This is a genomic window from Flagellimonas algarum (assembly GCF_040513375.1).
GTDB classification, from domain to species: Bacteria; Bacteroidota; Bacteroidia; order Flavobacteriales; family Flavobacteriaceae; genus Flagellimonas_B; species Flagellimonas_B algarum.
The window spans coordinates 301,282-317,573 of record NZ_JBEVTG010000003.1 but is presented as its reverse complement, the minus strand read 5'-3'; the positions used below and the strand labels follow the sequence as shown (position 1 = coordinate 317,573).

Sequence of the window (16,292 nt, the reverse complement as noted above, 5' to 3'; positions counted from 1 at the left end):
TCACCGGAGCAAAGTAGCCGTAAGCCGTTTACAGGGCAATAAAATGTTGTGAAATGAACATAAGTGATTGCAAATCAAAGAATACAAGGGCATTAAACAGCACTATTTTACCGAATTCGACATCCGAAAAAAGACTACCTTAAGGGCTGATTCCACCTTTATGTCAGCTACCACCATCCGCTTAGCCACCCAAGAAGATGCCCCGACGATAGCCCTGTTGGGACGCATTACCTTTACGGAAACCTTCGGGCACCTCTTTGAAAAACCAAAAGACCTTGCCGATTACCTTGAACGTACGTTTGCGGTCGCAAAGATCGAATCGAGTCTTGAAAAAACGCATAACGTCTTTTGGTTGGCCCATGTCGATCGGTTGCCAGTGGGGTTCGCCAAATTGAAACTCCACTCCCAGGCACCGTTTCAAGCAGCGGTCAACAGTTGTCAGTTGCAAAAAATCTATGTGTTGCGGGATTTCTTGGCCCTAAAAATCGGAACGGCCCTTCAAGATCGGCTCTTACAAAAAGCTAAGGCACTTGGTTTTGAAAACGTTTGGCTCTCCGTTTTGAAAAGCAACGAACGCGCCATTCGCTTCTATCATAAGAACGGTTTTGAACCGATCGGGGAGCATGATTTTCAAATCGGTTCGCAAGGGTTTGATTTCAGTGCGATGGCAAAAACGTTATGAATTTTGCTTCCCATAGTTCAGGGTGGAAGTTGTTACAATTTCGATAAACCTTACCGATTTCATACTATGATTCCATCGCTTTCTTGAATAAGTTCATCTAAAAGTCAAGGAATTCCTGCTAGGTTTGTGGTACAACCCGGCAATGCATGCATGCAGAGGTATCGTTATACCACCAGCTTAAATCCAAGGTTTTGAAAGCCTCAAAACCAAATCCCGGATTATGGATCGAAGTCTCACAGTGCAAACAGGAACTCCATATCGCGAAAGGCGAATTGTTGATCGATCATCTATACACCAACGACAGCATGTTCGTGGTCGTTAAAGGCGCTTTCGAATGCATAATAACTTCGAACACCGGCAAAAACAAGCCGATTTGGTTCTATTTTGATCGCGGCTTTGATGTGATCGTCGGTTTGGGTAACCAATTGGTGCAAACCAATACCAAATATCATGTCATCGCAATCGAACCATCTATTGTTTTCAAATTCGAATTTTGGAAAATGCAGGGTTCCAAACCGCGTTATCCTGCCCTTCGGGAATTTAACCAGAAGCAGTTGATCCATTGGCTCCATGATTATTTTGAAATTCGCAACCACCTCCACGCGTTACCCCCTGTTGAATTTCTGGGGTATTTGGAATCCCATTACCCGGAACTCCAACACCGCATTTCCTCCCAAAAGCTGGCCCGATTCATGGGCATCACCCCTGAATGGTTGAGCAAACTCAAAAAGAAACGTTCGCAATAAGGGCAAAACGAAAGGGTATTTTTTGGTCATCCGCGCTACCCTATTGATCATTTATTTTTCGGAAAGATTGAATTTATTCAATTTCCAAGTTTTCGATCTGAACTACTTTCGATCCGCAACCTTTACCGATGTTCTAATTTATTGTAAGATCATGGTAGCATCATTCATTCAAAAAATCGAACATTATGTCAAACCCAGTCTTGGGCTGCAGACCGAATTGGCGGAAGTCTGTAAACCGATCGAAGTTCGAAAAAATGAGATTTTGGTTCGGCATGGCGGAGTTTACTGGAAGGCATTTTTTATTGTCGAAGGCAGCTTTAAGTCTTCCTTATTGACCCCCGAAGGTCATCTAAAGACCACCTGGTTCTACTTTGACCGCCTATTCAGTATCATCCCGATACGGGACAGCTTTCTATCCGGCAAACCCACAAAATTCGAAATACAGGCTCTTGAGGACTCCGTCGTCTTGGAAATTGATATGAACGCCGTGAATTCCTGGCTCCAAAAGTATCCGGAATTCAATGAATTCTTCCGGGTCGATATGATCAATGATTTTATCATGGGCGAAGAAATCCGGACCCATTTATTGTGCTATTCGAAGCAGGACTTTCTCAAATACCTTTTCGACACCTTCCCCATTATCATCGCCAGAACCCCATCACATGCCCTGGCCGATTTTATGGGCATCACTCCGGAATGGTGCTCCAAACTCAAGAAAAAATTAGCTATCTTGAAGTCTTAGGCCCTTTTTTTGAGACTACTTGACACCTTTTACGAACGGTTAAAAGACCAATTCGATATCCCCGCTGGGTTTTGGGATGAACTGGTCGATTGCGCCAAAATCATCCATCTCAGAAAAGACGAGGTCCTTGTGCCCTATAGCAGCAAGAAAAAGGCGGCATATTTGATCCTACAGGGCTCATTGAAACAATCGATCATCGATTCAAATGGGGAAAAGAGCGCGACCTGGTTCTTTTTCGAACATGTGTCGAACGTGGCCATCTGTTTCGATAGCTATTTCTTGGACGAATACACTAAATACGAAATAAGCGCCCTCGAAAGTTCGGTGGTTTGTCAAATCAGCAGAAGTAAAATCGAAGATTGGGCCGACCGCTTTCCGACCTTTAATCGGTTCTATCGGGAAGACTGCATCAAATCGTTTATCCTTTCGGTTGAGATAAGGAACTATATGATATCGCATACCCCGGTTGAGTTTTTGGAATACCTTCGGGAAGCCCAACCGGAATTCATTGCAAAAGTCCCTTCAAAGTATTTGGCCGACTTCATGGGCATTACACCCGAATGGCTGAGTAAAATGAACCGTATGCTTGCCAAAGGGCAAGCTTAACGGTAACTGCCACTCCCTTGACCCAACAGTACCCCAACAATTCATTGCTCTTTTTTCGCTTGTTGAATTAATTCAATGATTTCGGCTGTAGGAGTTTCTAGTTTTATCCGAACAACCGAATACCGATTACGACCCAACAGCTTCGCAAGCCTTTGGATCAGTGATTACAGCAAGTAGCCCATGTTCGAACCTATGTATGGATGTGCCGGGGAGTCGGTACGGACGCCCCTTTGCTATGTGGCTTTTCATATCAAACATCAGGATGTGAAGGTCCATTTTGAAACCCTGCTTTCGGAAATCGGATTCAAAATCCTCCGAAAGTCAGCGGTGGGTTTTATCCTGTTCGGGCAGGCTACCCAACCATTTGAATGGAACGCCTGGCAACGACTTCGTGATATCGCTTTCGACAGGGAGGATATCGTTGAATTGGTTTTTGTCATGAACGGACAGTTGCAAATAGTGCGATTGAAAAAAATGGGTAACAAATCCCTGTGGTTAATGGAGTTGAAAAACGCAGTTGCTGCTTTCGGTTGAGCCGCGATACAGGATAAAGATCCTTGGAATTGATCTTAACGGTATTCCGAGTCATGTTCGTGCGATTTAAAAACAACCTAAAATTATCCCTATGAATGATACCCAACCCATAGAAGCGCCCTCGGAAACCTTGGAAAACCAAGAATTGTTTTGGACTAAAAAGGAGCCCCGAAAGTCGCTCGCTACCTTTTTCAGAAACCAGAACAAACTCATGGTCAATATGTTGAACATGATGGACCGCAAGGCGGCCATGATGATCCGTATCAACTCCACCTTGGTGTCGGGTATCGTGGTCTTTTTCGAACATTTATCCCAAATCCAAGGAGGTAAGATCATCGGTGTGATCATTGTGTTCTTTTCCTTTATCTCATTGGTTTCCTCCATATTCGCGGCACGACCCCCCATTTCCAAATTCTCAAGGGATTTCAGGAAAAAAATAGGGGCATCCTACCCTGAAGCCGAAAAAAACATCTTTATGGTCGGTATCACCTCAGACCTTGACCTGGAACACTATGAGCGATCCTATGATGCCCTGGTGAAGAGTCAGGAATTGCAGATCGGAAATCAAATCAGGACCCATTTCGTCTTTGAAAGTGAATTGAGAAAGGGTTTTAAGTTGTTGGAGTTCTCATACAATTCCTTTCTAGTAGGATTCGTCATCGCCGTTATCATTTTCCTTTTCAACCAATTGACCTGAACATGAAAAAAGTAAGCCTTACCTCACTATTTATCTGCCTTTGTTTAGGCTGTGCCAGCTATCAAACCCAGATAAAAAACGATTCGATAAGTACGAAAGAACCGCAGAACAAACCACCGTCACATCGGGTATTGTTGCTCGGCAATCTCGAAGGCAAAGGTGGGTTCGACCTGGGCGAGATCTTAACCCTAAAAACAGGGATCCAAACCCGATCAGGGGATTCTTCGACTGTGTTGTTTCTCGGAAACGCTTTCGGACGAATGGAAGGGCAAACCCACCATTCGAAAAAGACCTTACGCGAACAAGTATCGAATTATGATGACCTCTTGGCATCATCGACAGGACAAGTAATCTTCATCCCTGGAAAAACGGAATGGGAACAAGGCGTCGATTGGATCGAAACCTTAGACAATGGCCTGGCAGACACCTTTGGCAAGAAGTCCTTTTTACCCAAAAATGGCTGCCCCATAGCGAGTAGAAAGCTCGGGGAGACCGCGGTCTTGATCACTATCGATAGCCAATGGTACCTAAACGATTGGGACGACTTTCCGAAAATGAACGACCAATGTGAAATCAAGGATCGTGCAAAATTCTTGGCCGAATTCGAAAGCCTGGTCAAAAAGAATACGGACAAGACCTTGATCGTGGCCATGCACCATCCGGTATTGAGTAACGGCAACTACGGTGGGCACTATAGCTTTGGACAAAGCTTAACCCCACTACCCGTGGTAGGTTCCGTGAAAACGGCAGTGCAAAAAATGGGAGGATTCAGCGCTGACCATCTGCAAAATGAAACCTACCGTTCTTTTCGAAAACAACTGATGACCCTATCGAAATACAACCCAAGGGTTTTATTCGTCGCGGCACATGAAAAAAACCTGCAATACATCCATGACGATGGCACCCACCAAATCATCAGCGGTTCCGCGATCCGATCGAAGCCGACTCGTCTGGCCGATAACGGCCAATTCGCAAGCGGTTCGAAAGGATTTGCCAGTCTTGATTTTTACGATGATGGAACAGTCCACCTATCCTTCTTTGACGAGCAAGGTCAGTCCCTTTATCAACATACGGTCATCGAAGCTATTGAAAAGGAAGTACGGCCCCTTGCTAAAAAGAAGCTACCTCTTGAAACCACCGCCCAAATCTACTCGGACCAGGATACCGAGAAATCAGGGTTCCATACCTGGTTTTGGGGCGATCGGTATCGTGAATACTACAGCCAGGCCGTATCCGTTCCGGTCATCGATCTTGATACCCTCATGGGGGGCATGACCGTGCTTCGCAAAGGCGGTGGCCACCAATCGATCTCCTTACGCCTTAAAAGCAAGGATGGCCGCCAATTCGTGATGAGGGCCCTCGAAAAAAGCGCAGAGGCCTATCTGCAGGCCATGGTGGCTAAAGAGGAGTTCATTATAGGCAAGGTGAAGGGTACGGCTCCAGAACGGGTGTTGAAAGACTTCTATACCGGATCGCATCCGTATGCTCCTTTCGTGGTCGGAGCACTTGCCGATGTTTTGGATATCTACCATACCAACCCCCTGCTCTGCTACATCCCAAAACAACCCCGTTTGGGCAGGTTCAACGAAGAATTCGGTGACAAGTTGTTCATGATCGAAGAGCGGGTAACGAGCGGCCATGGAAACCAGGCCAGTTTCGGATTCGCCGATACGATCATCGGTACCGACGATCTCATCGCCCGGATGGCTTCGGATGAAAAATATGAAGTCGACCAGGAACGCTATGTGCGTGCGAGGCTGTTTGACATGCTGTTAGGGGATTGGGACCGCCATGACGACCAGTGGCGTTGGGCCGAATTCAAGGAAAAGGACAAGGTGATCTACCGGCCGATTCCACGGGATCGTGATCAGGTATTCTCTATCATGGGGGATGGGTTTTTGATGGGGGTCGCCACGCGGGCAGTCCCGGGATTACGGCTCATGGAGGGGTTTCAAAAAGAAATACGAAGTGTCGAAGGGTTTAATTCGTCACCCAAAACCTTTGCTTTGGATATGTTGCTCCTACCTGAGACTACCGAAGCGCAATGGCTTACCCAAGCCAAAGCGATCCAAGATGGTATCGATGAAGTGGCGATCGACGCTGCATTCGAAGCGTTTCCGAAAGAAATACGAAACGATTCCAAAACCAAATGGATCAAGGAAGTCCTCCTGGCGAGAAAACAGGGGTTGCATGAAACGGCCAAGGCGTATTACAATATCATCAATAAGATCTCGGTTGTTATCGGCACCGACAAAGACGATCATTTCCGTATCGAGGACCTAGGTGAAGGTAGGACCGAAGTCTCCGGGTATCGCATCATCAAAGGAAAGATAGGCACCCGTTTTTTCAACAAAACCTATGATCGAAACACCACTAAGGAAATCTGGATCTACGGCTTGGACGACAAGGACGTGTTCGAACTCACCGGCAAAGGCAAAAGAGGGCCAAAGATCCGGCTTGTCGGCGGATTGAACAACGACACCTATCAACTGGCCAAGCGCGGTCAGGTGTTTGTCTACGACTACAAGTCCCAAAAGAACACCTTTGACACCCCTCATGGCAAAAAACGACTGACGGACCATTACGATACGAACACCTATAACCCGTATCAAGTCAAGGAAAATCAAAACTTCTTTTTGCCCTTCGTCGGATTCAATCCAGATGACGGGCTACGACTGTTGGCAACGAACACCTTCACCCATAACGGATTCATCAAAGACCCCTTTACCAGCAAGCACCGCATATCGGCAGGATTTTATTTTGCGACCAGTGGGTATGACTTGTCGTACCAAGGTGATTTCGTCCGTTTTTGGGGCAAGGCAGGCTTACGTATCAAGGCCGAGATCACCGGCCCGAACTTCACGACCAATTTCTTCGGATTCGGTAACGAATCGGAAAACTTCGATGACGATTTGGAGCTCGATTTCAACCGCGTTAAGATCGAATCCATCGGTTTCGAACCCTCCTTGGTATGGTATGGGCGGCACGGTAGTGAATTCAGTATCGGTGGCTTTCTGAAAAACTATAAGGTCGAAGCCACCGAAGACCGTTTCATCGAAAACTTCTATGAAGCCAATCCGGATATTGAAAACGAGAATGCCTTTTTGGGCATCCGAACCGAATATGGCTATGAAAACCTCAACAACAAGGCATTCCCCACCTTGGGGCTCACCTTCAACCTAGCCGGAGGATATACCTGGAACATCACCAACGGGGATGATGCGTACGGCTATGTGGTCCCCGAATTGCAGTTCCACTACCCTATTGTTGCTTCAGGTGCGGTGGTCCTATCGTCCCGTCTGGGTGGGCAGGTGAATTTTGGGGATGATTTCCAATTCTACCAAGGAGCGACCTTAGGGGCACAAAATGGTTTACGAGCATATCGATTCCAACGCTTCACCGGAAAACGGTCGTTCTATCAATCCTCCGATCTGAAAATCGTAACCCATCGCATTCGAACAGGTCTGGTCCCACTCTATTTCGGCATCTATGGTGGCTACGACTACGGAAGGGTTTGGGTAAGTGGGGAAGATTCCGATGCTTGGAACGATTCCTTCGGCGGTGGAATTTTCATCAATGGTATCGGTATCATCACCCTGCAGGCAGGTTTGTTCAATGGCGAAGATGGCAACCGGGTCAATTTTGGATTTTCCATCGGCCTTTAGCATCGCAATGGTGTTAGCAGGTATTTCTTGAATTAGTTCGATTTCCAGGAAAAGTGTAGCCCCTAGTTTTAAGTGGTAATCCGAAAGGATCCACTTTGAATCCTAACAAAATCAAATACTATGAAAAATATTATCCATGAAGGCTATCCGAATAACGAACGCTACCAACGGGTTCCGTTGATGCCCATACAAACCGAATCGACCCACCTTGAGTTACGGGTCGAAGGGCAGATTCCTGAATCGCTGAACGGGTTGTATGTACGTAACGGACCCAACCATATTGGGGAAGTAACCCCCCACCACCATTATTTCAGTGGCCATGGTATGGTACACGGCGTTCGTTTAAAAGAAGGCAAGGCCCTGTGGTACCGCAACCGTATCATTAGGGCGGGTAATGTTGCCGAAGTGCTCGGGGAGCAAGATCCCGGAGGGCCGATTGCCCACGAGATTGATGCTTCACCGAATACCAACGTAGTGCTCTTCGCGAATAAACTGTACGCTTCCATAGAAGCAGGTCCTAACCTTGTCGAATTAGGGCCCCATTTGGAAACCATTGCCAGAAGTGACTTGAACGGAATCTTACAATATGGGTATACCGGACACCATAAGATCGATCCCGATGAGGGTGATGTGCATGCGGTCATTTACAATCAGGCGCTTCGGGGCCATGCCCTATACTTAAGGTTAACCGAAGACGGTGAGCTTTTAAACCAAGTCAAGGTACCCTTGACCGGAGCGACCCAGATCCACGACATGTCGATTACCAAAAACTATGTGGTCATCTATGACCTAAACGTGGTCTTCGATCCTAGTCTAATGGGTATGACCACCTTACCGATTAAATGGAAGGCCGACAAACCTGGGCGCGTAGGCATCCTACCCAAGCAGGGAACCGCTGACGATATACAATGGTTCGAAGTAGCATCCTGTTATGTGTATCATCCGATGAACGCTTATGAAACCGAAAACGAAGAGATCATAATCGATGTCAGTCGCTACGAACGTGCTGCAGATAGAGACCTATTCGGCCCCTTGGGCGATACCGCACCTACCATCGATCGTTGGACCTTTTCCTTAAATGGTAATACGTCTCAAGGCAAAGAAGAACGGAAAGTGGACCTCCCGCTTGACTTCCCTAAAATCAATCCATTTGTCGAGGGTCGTCACTACCGATATGGTTATGCGATCATCGCTACTTTAGAACCCATGTTCGAAGGAGCGGTCAAGGTCGACCACCTAACCGGCAAAGTGGAACATCAGCACTTTGGTGGTGGTAAGGCCGGTGAGTTGACTTTTATACCACGACCCGGAGCCATCGAAGAGGATGACGGCTGGCTTGTCGGCTTTGTCTACCAACCCGAAGTACATCGTTCGCGAATGGTCATATTGAACGGAAAGGATTTTTCCGGAGATCCCGTGGCGAGTATCTGGATACCCGAAACCCATATTCCGATCGGCACCCATGGTGGATGGTTCCCGAATATGGGTGGATTATGATCGTGGTTTACGAACAATTATAAGAAAAAGCAGTTCCTGTATTTTTTAGTTTCAATTCAAGTTTGGAGAAAGGCAGCCCTGAAGGGGGCTGTCTTTTTTGGTACATGCCTCCCCATTACAAAAGCATGGACTTGGTTGTCCGAATCCCGATACCGATGCTGAAATTAATAGGATAGCTGCCATATCCATTGTCTTGTGATGGATTTCCGGCTTTATTGAATTAATTCAAGCTACTGCTGCCGACCCTGCTCTAATTTGCATAAGAAGCATTATGGCGGATTTCGCCATACAACAACCAGAGTATAACCATTAAATAAGCAGATTATGAAAGGAACTTCCATCTTCACTATCGGGATGTGCTTGTGTTTTTTGCTCCTCCACACCGAACATAGCCATGCCCAGGCAAATGAGGGCGACCGACCCCCACCGATGACCTCGGCGGATCAAGAAATGAGCCAACGGAATACCTTGCCAAAGCGGTTTACGACACAAATCATTGCCAAGACTTCTGCCGAACGACAAAAAGCACAACATATCATCGCACTTTATAAAGTGCTTTCTGACCGACCCACAATTGAAAAAGTGCTTCGCTATGTGCGGGAAGATTATGTGCAGCACAGTCCGATGCTGCCCGATGGGCCCCAAGGCCTGGCCATGTTCTTTCACGGATTGAATGCCCAATACCCGGTCAAAATCGATGTGTACCGGGTCATGGTCGTGGGCAATTGGGCTATGGCCCATGTCAATTTCAGAAACCTGGATACCGAAGATCCCAATGACTTGGGCAATGCAGGGGTCGACATCTACACCTTCGGTCCTGATGGTCGCCTATCGGAACACTGGGACGCCGTTCAAGGGGTGCCTACCTATTCCGTAAACCCGAATGGGATGTTCTTACAAGTACGAAACAACTAACACTTTGCCACCTACCAAAAACAACGACATGAAGACTTTGCGAACTATCATCGTTTTGGCACTGCTCGTCGCCAGTTGCTCCAAAACAAATAAAGGATCCCAAGCACCCACCGAAACGGATGACCGAAACATCGGGAAGTATGGGACGTATTATGACCGGCATAAAATCGATATCAGTAATCTAAGGGATTATTACGACGGAATCCTGATTGCCGATGTCATGATACATGCGAACGGATTTTTCGATACCACCACCAAATGGAAATTCACCCTATTCCAAATGATCAGGGCCCAAAGCAACCATCATATCGCCCGAAGCGCCTATCAACTTTCACTTTTGGGCGTACCCGCTGAAGAAATCCGATCCCTTTGGTCTCCCGACTATGTCGTCAATATCAAGGACCCCCGCATGCGGGCTGCCTATGCCTATCTCGAAGCGGCTTCAACGGTGCCCACATCGGTGAATGCCGATACCCACGCTTTACTACGTACCCATTTTATCGATCGACAAATCTGTGAATTGACGGAACTGACCGCAATCAATGCGGCCAACGTGGTGCATGATCAAATTTTACCCATTCCTACAGATCAAAAGACCTTGCAGTGGGCCGAAACGCATTTGACCGATGTGGGTTGGTCGGCAGGCTTGAATGCTTCAACTCCGGCAGAACGACGACAACACGGCTTTGTCGGTCAAAGCTTGGAAAAGGCATATCAAGAAATCAATACCGGGTGGAACCGGGCCGACCTCTCGGCCAAAGACCCTGAATTCGAAACCGATTGGATCAATTACCTTACGGGCTATGGGGTGTCACCCGTTACTTTCGATGGGGATTTGGATGGTATCGAAGATCCCTTTGATGCCCATCCCGTAGACTATCTCAGGTGGAAAGAGCCTGAGATGAACAAAGCGAACCTGCCCAAAACGGATACCCCGCCCTTTTTGATCAACGAACACGAATGGCGCTATTTCAATCCCGCCAAGGTCAAGAAAACGACCTATCCGTTCAGTGATCGGCAGCTATTGGATTTGGAATTCACCAGGGGATCATCATTGGGAACACTAATGATGGATGCCTACACCCTGACCAAAGACCGGGCGCTTTCTTTAAAAACCAAATGGTCGCTGTTCTTTATATACCAAATGGCAAGTGGTTGTGTACATTGCCAGGTGCATGGTGCCTTCGGGGTGTACCAAGAATTCGAGAAGGATTTTGTCCACAATGAGATCCCGGAAGCAGCCTTGCCGGAAGTCATTGCCTATATCCATGACCTCATGGATTTTGAAAATGTATCACGATTTTCAGAGGCCGAAAAGGCCGCGTTTCGATTAGCCAGGGATGCCGGACCGATTCCGGGGAGAACTACGGCGGCCCATATCGAGGAACTACGCCGCCACTACAACGACCGTGAAATACAAGAGATCATATCCGTCTGTGTCTTGACCGGATGGCTGGCCACCACCATACAATCACAGGTGGCGGTCACCGATCGAAAAAGCATGTCATGGGCATTGCGGCACCTTTCACCCAAAGGGTGGAATCCGGGCATGCATCTCGGAAGACCGAATGAGCAACGCCCCTATCACATGAGTGAACTTTTTGCGGCTGCCTTTGCCCAGATCGCATCAGGCGAAGTCCCCGATGTGGCTTCCGATTGGGTGGGCGTCGACATCCCGTTGGCGGTAGACTCCGATGCCGATGGGGTACCCGATGCTTATGATGGATATCCGAAAGATCCCCAACGATGGGCCGATACGGATCGTGATGGCATCGAAGATTCAAATGATGACGACATCGATGGTGATGGTCTTTCGAATACGGAAGAATTGAGTAAAGGCACCTTTCCCTACAAAGCCGACTCCGACGGCGATGGCATCGACGACGCTGAAGAGTTGAAAAACGGAACGGATCCCATCGACCCCAGCGACTTTTGAACTATCCACAACATCAATCCCTATTCCAATGAAAAAACGCATTATTCATGGCATGAAAAAGCGGTTTATCCCTATCCGAAAAGGCATGTTAGCCGCACTGCTCATGTTGGTTTCGACAGTTCAGTGTTTTTACGGTCAAGACCAACAACAAGCCAACGATAGTATTCGTGAAAAATCACGGCAACCGCTGGGCCGCTTTCCTGATGACGCCGTGGTCACCCGTGGTACTTTTGACCGTTCGATCCAAGTACCGGGTACCCAAGGGGCCTTCAGGGTGGGTGGCAATGTGATCGTCAACACCAACTATGATTTTGATAACCTTGGCTTTCAAGACATCAGTTTCCAACCGACCATTCCCCTAGACGGTTCGGTCGATGATGAAGAACAGCAATTTCGTACCCATGTGCGGTTTTCCAAAGTGAATTTTGATTACCGGAGTCCAACCAAATTAGGGGAGTTCAGGGTATTTTTGGAGTTCGATTTTTTCAATCCTGCGCAGAACGGAGAATTCGTCAACGACTACGGTTTGCGTCTGCGGCATGCGGTCGCCGAGTTGGGCAACTGGAAATTCGGCCAATTTTGGTCGGGCTTTATGGATGTGTTCTCACAACCTGAAACGGCAGATCCCGGTGGACCTCTTGGATTGCCCAGCAAAAGAAATCCAGGGATATACTATGTGCGCGGTGAACGTAAAACCAATGCTTGGGGTTTGGGATTGGAAAACCCCACCACCGATTTAAGTGGGGAGACCGACCTGCAACGTTCCGAATCCTTACCTAGCTTCGTCGGTTTTTATAAGCTCAGTGGAAAATGGGGGTATACCCGATTGGCAGCGATGACCTTACAACATCGATCGACGGAAGATGATTTGGTCACCGGGGCGGTACATCTCTCCGGAAGATTTAACCTTCCGTTCATTAAACCACACGACAATATCGCCTATGGTTTTCAGGCCGGTGAAGGTTTCGCCCATTATTATTCCAGTTTCGTGCTAGACCTTGATGGCATTATTAGGGCCGATGGTGAAATCGAGACCTCAGCGGTTCTAGGCGGGTTCTTGGCCTATCAACATTGGTGGTCGAAAACCACGCGCTCTACCGTTAATGCCAGTTTTCTCGATCTCGACCATCCAGATGGTTTCAATCCGCTGGCCTATGCCAAGGGATACCGGCTTTCGGGCAATCTGGTCATGACCCCGATTCGGGATTTTACCATCGGGGCCGAACTGAACTACGACACCATTGAGACCTTCAATGGATTACAAGGGGAAGGCATACGGCTTGAAATCGTAAGCCGTTTTGATTTTTAATCGAATTCACCTTGATTACCAATGCACCTAAAGGTTTCGAAAACGACCTTAAATGAGAACATGAAACACAAAATTTATAGATGAGAAGGAAAATCCTTGCTTTCGGGGCTTCCAACAGCCGATCATCCATCAACAAAAAATTCGCCCAATACGCCGCAAGTCAGCTTCGGGGTGTTTCCGTCCAGGTTATGGATCTGTGTGATTTTGAATTACCGGTTTATGCTGTTGACGATGAAAAAGTGAATGGAGTCCCTTCCAGTGCAGTGCTGTTCGCTGAATCGATCAAAGCTAGTGATGGTATCGTAATCTCATTGGCCGAATACAACGGGCTATATACCAGCGCCTTCAAAAATTTATGGGATTGGATGTCAAGAATAGCAACACCGAATGTTTGGCACAATAAACCGATGTTCCTGATCGGCACCAGTCCTAGCCGAAGAAAAGGGTCTTATGTGATGAAGGTTTCCGAATATCTTTTTCCATTGTTCGGGGCCCAAATCATCGCGAGCTATCACTTGCCCTCCTTCAACCATTACTTTGATCAAGGGGAAATCATCGATCCATTGGCCCATCAACAGTTTAAGGAGGCCTTGCAAAAATTCCAAGATCATTTAGATACAACACCATGAAAGAACATAAACACATCGTATTGACCGGCGGACACTCCGGAATGGGGCTCGAACTCACCAAAATGCTTTTGAAGCAGGGGCATACCATCGGTTTGCTGTTACGCAACGAAAAACGAAAACTTGAAACCATGGCGCTATTGGGCAACAGCACGAATATCCATTATTTTTTTGCGGATCTAGGAGATCGGGATGCCTTAGCGAAGGTGAGCCGGGAAATCACCAATGCCTGGCCTAAAATCGATGTACTATTCAACAACGCCGGGGTTTTGACCGACAAACTTTACCGTTCGAAACGCGGTAATGAACTTCAATTGGAAGTCAATGCCATTAGTCCTTACTTGCTGACCGAAGCCCTGTATCCCTTACTTTCAAAATCGAACTCCCCTACTGTAGTGAATACGGCTACCACGGGTCTTCAAAAGAAAATCGCATTTGACATCGAAGGATTCAAAAATCCAAAAAAATTCAGCAAACTGACCGGTTCTTATATGGACTCGAAATTAATGATGGTCTTGCTCATGGATTATCTTGACCGCTTATGGCCCGATGTCAATATCATCAGTGCCGATCCAGGGGCGATCAAAACCAAAATGACCGCTAGCAAAGGCATGCCTTTTTGGTTGAAGCCCATTCGCAAGCTTTTTTTTAGAAGTCCAAAAGAAGGGGCACGGAAACTCTATGAAGCCGCATTTTCGAAACGGGATTCCAACTCCGGTTCGTATCGAAGCAAAGGCAAAGCTATGGTCATGACCTTGCGTCTAAAGGAAACCGACATCGAACGATTGCTGGAATAAGTGGGATTTGGTAATTTCAAGGTTCAATCGGAACCATGCCCAAAACCCAATATCGCGTATACGTAGTGGAATTGTCGAAAAAGGTCTTTACCGAGAACCACCGCTTTAGGAATGCGAATCCGCAGTTCAATGGCGTGCTGCAATGCCTATACGTAGGCATGACCAGCAAAACCCCTAAAGAACGGTTCTTACAACACAAAACCGGGTATCGCAATGCTAAAGGACATAAACTCGCTTCCAATCTCGTGCAAAAGTACGGGCTGTACCTCCGGCCCAGCTTATACAACCATATCGCCCCCATGGCCACGCGCGCCGAAGCCTTGAAAATGGAAGAGATCTTGGCAAAAGAATTGCGACGGAAACGCTATGCGGTTTGGTTCAATTGAATTGTGGTAGCCCCTAGCCCAATACACTGCTCAATTTGAACATGGGCAGGTACATGGCCACTAAGATCACGCCGACAAAGAAACCGATAGCAACGATAATGAAGGGTTCCAATAAGGTGGCGATCATCTTTGATTTTTGCTCGAGTTCGGTCGCGTATTGCCCATTCAACCGCTCGAAAATGAATTCGGTCTGGTTCGTTTCTTCGGCCACTTTGATCAGAGAGGCCATTTTGCTATCGAAAAGGGTATCCCCCTTAAAACTATCACTTAAACTAACCCCTTTCAAAATCCGATCTTCCATTCGTTCAAGTGAATTTTGAAGCGGATAGAAAGCGATCATCCTACGCGCCATTCGGATGCTTTCAACGATCGGTACCTTGGATGCGGTCAACAAGGCGACCGCCTGGGTGAATTGCGCCAGATAGAAGGTTTTCAAAAAGGGGCCCAGTATGGGTAATTTTAGATATAGTTTTTGTTTTCTTCGTTCAAACTCTTTTCCGTTTAAAACGAAGCGTTTCAAGATCCATAAGGCGAACATGGCGAACAACAGCGCAGTTCCGTAGTCTTTAACGAAATTCGAAGCGGCAATGATCCCTTTGGTGATCGCCGGTAGCTCGACCCCGTTCTGCCGAAAAATATCCTCGAACATGGGAACGACCATACGCAGCATGAAAACCACCACCAAAATTGCGGTACACAAAATGATCACCGGATAGGTAAGCGCGTTGCGAACATTGCGTCCTTGATCGTTTTTCCGCTTGTAAAACAGGGCCAATTGCTCGACCACCTTGGCTAGGGTCCCGCTTTGTTCCCCAATGTGTATCGAATAGCGTTCGTATTCCGAGAATTCCTTTCTGTCGGCTACGATTTCAGAAAGGCTACGGCCTTTATCGAGTTCTTGGAGCATGGCTTCGAAATAGGATTGCCGTTTACCCTCTTTTTGATTCTGGGTAAAAATCGCCAAGGATTCCCTTAAATGCACCCCGGCCTTTAGGAGCACCCCCATCTGGGTGTAGAAATCCTCTTTTCTTCGGGCATTCAACCACCCTCCGAAAAGCGTGACTTCCTTTTGCAAAAGGATTTCCATGCGCTGGTTGAAGGCGAGTCCTTCCTTCTTATCAACAACGGTTTGTTCAAGTTTGAATCCCATATTG

At 47.3% G+C, this 16,292-nt stretch carries 15 protein-coding genes; 14 read left to right on the top strand and 1 reads right to left on the bottom strand.

Annotation, left to right across the window (positions count from 1 at the left end):
- Positions 1 to 67: 67 nt before the first annotated feature.
- The 14 genes from ABV409_RS15085 to ABV409_RS15020 all read left to right on the top strand — a co-directional run bounded on the left by ABV409_RS15085 (position 68) and on the right by ABV409_RS15020 (position 15,138).
- Positions 68 to 682, top strand: coding sequence for a GNAT family N-acetyltransferase (locus tag ABV409_RS15085; protein WP_353878454.1), 615 nt, complete (start codon positions 68 to 70; stop codon positions 680 to 682).
- 146 nt (positions 683 to 828) lie between these two features.
- Positions 829 to 1,428, top strand: a complete 600-nt coding sequence (locus tag ABV409_RS15080; protein WP_353878453.1) for a Crp/Fnr family transcriptional regulator — start codon at positions 829 to 831, stop codon at positions 1,426 to 1,428.
- Between the two features lie 151 nt (positions 1,429 to 1,579).
- A complete protein-coding gene (locus ABV409_RS15075; protein WP_353878452.1) occupies positions 1,580 to 2,170 on the top strand; it encodes a Crp/Fnr family transcriptional regulator in 591 nt (196 codons plus the stop codon).
- Positions 2,171 to 2,179: 9 nt separating this feature from the next.
- On the top strand, positions 2,180 to 2,776 hold the full coding sequence (locus tag ABV409_RS15070) for a Crp/Fnr family transcriptional regulator (RefSeq protein ID WP_353878451.1): 597 nt from the start codon (positions 2,180 to 2,182) through the stop codon (positions 2,774 to 2,776).
- 180 nt (positions 2,777 to 2,956) lie between these two features.
- Positions 2,957 to 3,310: a hypothetical protein gene (locus ABV409_RS15065; protein WP_353878450.1), complete on the top strand. Its 354-nt coding sequence runs from the start codon at positions 2,957 to 2,959 to the stop codon at positions 3,308 to 3,310.
- Between the two features lie 91 nt (positions 3,311 to 3,401).
- Positions 3,402 to 4,007: a Pycsar system effector family protein gene (locus ABV409_RS15060; RefSeq protein ID WP_353878449.1), complete on the top strand. Its 606-nt coding sequence runs from the start codon at positions 3,402 to 3,404 to the stop codon at positions 4,005 to 4,007.
- Positions 4,008 to 4,009: 2 nt separating this feature from the next.
- A complete protein-coding gene (locus ABV409_RS15055; protein WP_353878448.1) occupies positions 4,010 to 7,672 on the top strand; it encodes a bifunctional metallophosphoesterase/BamA family protein in 3,663 nt (1,220 codons plus the stop codon).
- A 120-nt stretch (positions 7,673 to 7,792) separates the two neighbouring features.
- Positions 7,793 to 9,169, top strand: coding sequence for a carotenoid oxygenase family protein (locus ABV409_RS15050; RefSeq protein WP_353878447.1), 1,377 nt, complete (start codon positions 7,793 to 7,795; stop codon positions 9,167 to 9,169).
- Positions 9,170 to 9,493: 324 nt separating this feature from the next.
- Complete coding sequence (locus tag ABV409_RS15045) at positions 9,494 to 10,084, top strand: nuclear transport factor 2 family protein (RefSeq protein ID WP_353878446.1); 591 nt, start codon at positions 9,494 to 9,496, stop codon at positions 10,082 to 10,084.
- 28 nt (positions 10,085 to 10,112) lie between these two features.
- Positions 10,113 to 12,020 (top strand): carboxymuconolactone decarboxylase family protein, encoded by a 1,908-nt coding sequence (locus ABV409_RS15040; RefSeq protein ID WP_353878445.1) that lies wholly within the window; start codon positions 10,113 to 10,115, stop codon positions 12,018 to 12,020.
- 28 nt (positions 12,021 to 12,048) lie between these two features.
- Positions 12,049 to 13,329 carry a DcaP family trimeric outer membrane transporter gene (locus ABV409_RS15035; RefSeq protein ID WP_353878444.1) on the top strand — a complete coding sequence of 427 codons (1,281 nt, stop codon included), beginning with the start codon at positions 12,049 to 12,051 and terminating at the stop codon, positions 13,327 to 13,329.
- An 80-nt stretch (positions 13,330 to 13,409) separates the two neighbouring features.
- Positions 13,410 to 13,958: an NADPH-dependent FMN reductase gene (locus ABV409_RS15030; RefSeq protein WP_353878443.1), complete on the top strand. Its 549-nt coding sequence runs from the start codon at positions 13,410 to 13,412 to the stop codon at positions 13,956 to 13,958.
- Entirely contained in the window at positions 13,955 to 14,752 is a 798-nt protein-coding gene (locus ABV409_RS15025) for an SDR family NAD(P)-dependent oxidoreductase (RefSeq protein WP_353878442.1), read from the top strand. The genes ABV409_RS15030 and ABV409_RS15025 overlap by 4 nt, the downstream gene beginning before the upstream one ends.
- A 35-nt stretch (positions 14,753 to 14,787) precedes the next feature.
- Positions 14,788 to 15,138 carry a ribose-5-phosphate isomerase gene (locus ABV409_RS15020; protein ID WP_353878441.1) on the top strand — a complete coding sequence of 117 codons (351 nt, stop codon included), beginning with the start codon at positions 14,788 to 14,790 and terminating at the stop codon, positions 15,136 to 15,138.
- A 13-nt stretch (positions 15,139 to 15,151) separates the two neighbouring features.
- Here the strand turns inward: ABV409_RS15020 and ABV409_RS15015 are convergent, their stop codons facing one another.
- Positions 15,152 to 16,288, bottom strand: coding sequence for a type II secretion system F family protein (locus ABV409_RS15015; RefSeq protein ID WP_353878440.1), 1,137 nt, complete (start codon positions 16,286 to 16,288; stop codon positions 15,152 to 15,154).
- Positions 16,289 to 16,292 lie beyond the last annotated feature (4 nt).

Bases quoted from the DNA above. Each gene is read 5' to 3' on its own strand.
- ABV409_RS15065 (WP_353878450.1), top strand. From the start codon at position 2,957: ATGTTCGAACCTATGTATGGATGTGCCGGGGAGTCGGTACGGACGCCC.
- ABV409_RS15025 (WP_353878442.1), top strand. From the start codon at position 13,955: ATGAAAGAACATAAACACATCGTATTGACCGGCGGACACTCCGGAATG.
- ABV409_RS15015 (WP_353878440.1), bottom strand. From the start codon at position 16,288: ATGGGATTCAAACTTGAACAAACCGTTGTTGATAAGAAGGAAGGACTC.
- ABV409_RS15080 (WP_353878453.1), top strand. From the start codon at position 829: ATGCATGCAGAGGTATCGTTATACCACCAGCTTAAATCCAAGGTTTTG.
- ABV409_RS15075 (WP_353878452.1), top strand. From the start codon at position 1,580: ATGGTAGCATCATTCATTCAAAAAATCGAACATTATGTCAAACCCAGT.
- ABV409_RS15040 (WP_353878445.1), top strand. From the start codon at position 10,113: ATGAAGACTTTGCGAACTATCATCGTTTTGGCACTGCTCGTCGCCAGT.
- ABV409_RS15030 (WP_353878443.1), top strand. From the start codon at position 13,410: ATGAGAAGGAAAATCCTTGCTTTCGGGGCTTCCAACAGCCGATCATCC.
- ABV409_RS15045 (WP_353878446.1), top strand. From the start codon at position 9,494: ATGAAAGGAACTTCCATCTTCACTATCGGGATGTGCTTGTGTTTTTTG.
- ABV409_RS15050 (WP_353878447.1), top strand. From the start codon at position 7,793: ATGAAAAATATTATCCATGAAGGCTATCCGAATAACGAACGCTACCAA.
- ABV409_RS15055 (WP_353878448.1), top strand. From the start codon at position 4,010: ATGAAAAAAGTAAGCCTTACCTCACTATTTATCTGCCTTTGTTTAGGC.
- ABV409_RS15035 (WP_353878444.1), top strand. From the start codon at position 12,049: ATGAAAAAACGCATTATTCATGGCATGAAAAAGCGGTTTATCCCTATC.
- ABV409_RS15060 (WP_353878449.1), top strand. From the start codon at position 3,402: ATGAATGATACCCAACCCATAGAAGCGCCCTCGGAAACCTTGGAAAAC.
- ABV409_RS15020 (WP_353878441.1), top strand. From the start codon at position 14,788: ATGCCCAAAACCCAATATCGCGTATACGTAGTGGAATTGTCGAAAAAG.